Raw genomic sequence first — 2,049 nt, forward strand, 5'->3', positions numbered from 1 at the left:
CACTTTGCTCTTCTGCTGCATGGCTCGTCCCCTGTGCGGGAGGCTCGGCGCCGGCCCATCCAGCGCAACCCTCGCTCATCGCATAGTGTGGACGAGCCACCTCCGCCGGCAACGAACATACGGTCTGTCAGGTGCTGCCACGAGCCGAGCGGGATAGAGCCATAGGCGCGTTGCCCCCGTAAGGCTCGCGCATGAGTACGGGCCATCTTGGTGGTGATCCCGCCTTCATCCAGGAGCACCAAGCGTTCTACGGCAAGCTCGCTCATCTGCTGGCGGTAAGCCTCACGCTCGGCGGCAATCTCAGGCAGATCCTGCTCGGCCGCCCGGAGGGTCTTTTTGTCCGACGCAGCTTGAGGCGCTGGAGCGTGCGGCACATCACCGAACGGCTGACGCGCCTGCCGGTGAGCCCGAACAAGCGCTCAGCATACTCATCCAGGCGGGCATCGTTGGTCTCAGCCACGAGCGCCTGTAACAGCGAAAGCTCTGTAGGACCCAGCACCCCGGCCGGTCCGCCGCGGTGCCCCTCATGGCCGGCTTGACGGATCCAGTTGCAGACGGTGGCCGGACAGACGCGAAAGCGGCGGGCAATCGCCACCTGACTGCCTTTTCCTTGCTCGTAGGCCACCAGAACGCGCTCGCACAAATCGGCAGAATAGGGCTGGAGCATGGTAGGCCTCCTGGGCCAACACCTCACCTACGGCCTTGGATTCAGACCAGCCTGCAAGTCGTTGTAACGCTGCTGACCTGATGCCAAGATGGCGTTGCATTCGCCGCCAATTTGAATGCCCGAACCAATCGTGCCCGAGATGGCCATTAGGCTAGTTGCGGAATAAAAATCTGTAAAACGAGAAACAGCGAGTACCACCCACCTAAGGAGGCGAGGATTGGTAGCGCTGAATAAAGACGCACGGGTTTATGAGTTTATTCATTCAGGTTGAGTAACCTCACGGGAACAAGAAAAGAAGCTGCCGTAGGGGCGGTCCGACTATGTTTGAGTTCATTGACGAGAATGACTTATCTTTCGAGCGGAAAGTTGATCGTCCCACCCTTCCACAAAACTTTGGTATCTCTGTCCCGGAGCAAGCGCGTACTCCCGGCCGAGTCGCGAGCAGTGCGCTGGACCTAAGTGCCGGCCCCTTATCCGCTATTCTGGATGCCCTCCCACAAATGGTCCGGATCTCGGACCCAAGCGGGCGTCTTGAGTACCGCAACAAGCGTTTCTACGAATTCACTGGCGCAACCTCAGGTGAGATTGAGGCCGAGGATTGGAAAAAGGTTGTCCACCCAGGGGACGGCGAGGGAGCGTGGGCTGAGTGGCGCCGATGCCTACGGACTGGCGAGGAATACGAGGCGAGATACCGCGTTCGCCACCATTCCGGTGAATACCGGTGGATTCTGGCTCGCGCCAACCCGAACTACGACGACAAGGGAAACATAGTCAGGTGGTTTGGCACCAGCACGGATATACATGAGCAACGCCGGGCCGAAGAAGCTCTGCGGATCAGCGAAGAGCGGCTTCGGCTTGCCCTGGAGACAACGGCTCTTGGCATCTGGGACGCGGATCTGGTCACAGGCACCCGCGAATGGACCCGAGAGGCGCGCAACATCCTGGGTCTTGCGCCTGAGGCGCCAACCACGCGCGAAACATTCCTGGATCGTGTCCACCCGGAAGATCGTACCCGGATGGAGGCCAAGTTCTTCGCGCTACAGCCGGAAAGCATCCTGAGCTATCAGGAAGAATGCCGGATCATCCGGGCAGACACGGGGGAGGAGAGATGGGTCGCCACAAGCGGCCGGACGCTCTTCAACACTGAAGGCAAAGCGATCCGCAAGCTAGGAACCATCCAGGACATCACAGCTCGCAAGGAGGGCGAAGTAGAGACCTGGCGAGCCGCAAACTACGACACATTGACTGGACTGCCGAAGTCTCTTTCATAATGCAGCCTTTCTTCAGATCCCCGGGAGGCGGATCATCTTAATGTCCTGATAATTCTCATAGTTCTTCGGCCTGCGGGCGATGACCGCCTGCACTCCTTGGCGAACGGCCTC

General features: G+C 59.6%; 2 protein-coding genes and 1 pseudogene. 1 reads left to right on the forward strand and 2 read right to left on the reverse strand.

Annotation, left to right across the window (positions count from 1 at the left end):
* Positions 1-266 (reverse strand): annotated as a pseudogene (locus tag FS320_RS47375) (hypothetical protein); the annotation flags it as partial.
* A complete protein-coding gene (locus FS320_RS42275) occupies positions 263-667 on the reverse strand; it encodes a COG3415 family protein (RefSeq protein WP_152718509.1) in 405 nt (134 codons plus the stop codon). The gene FS320_RS42275 and the pseudogene FS320_RS47375, both read right to left, overlap by 4 nt.
* 320 nt (positions 668-987) lie before the next feature.
* Between FS320_RS42275 and FS320_RS42280 the strand changes: the two genes are divergently transcribed.
* Entirely contained in the window at positions 988-1,938 is a 951-nt protein-coding gene (locus FS320_RS42280; protein ID WP_152718510.1) for a PAS domain-containing protein, read from the forward strand.
* Positions 1,939-2,049: the final 111 nt, after the last annotated feature.

The sequence above is a fragment of the Microvirga tunisiensis genome, assembly GCF_009296175.1.
Classification (GTDB): Bacteria; Pseudomonadota; Alphaproteobacteria; order Rhizobiales; family Beijerinckiaceae; genus Microvirga; species Microvirga tunisiensis.

Coding starts and splice junctions, on each gene's coding strand:
- FS320_RS42275 (WP_152718509.1), bottom strand. CDS start 667: ATGCTCCAGCCCTATTCTGCCGATTTGTGCGAGCGCGTTCTGGTGGCC.
- FS320_RS42280 (WP_152718510.1), top strand. CDS start 988: ATGTTTGAGTTCATTGACGAGAATGACTTATCTTTCGAGCGGAAAGTT.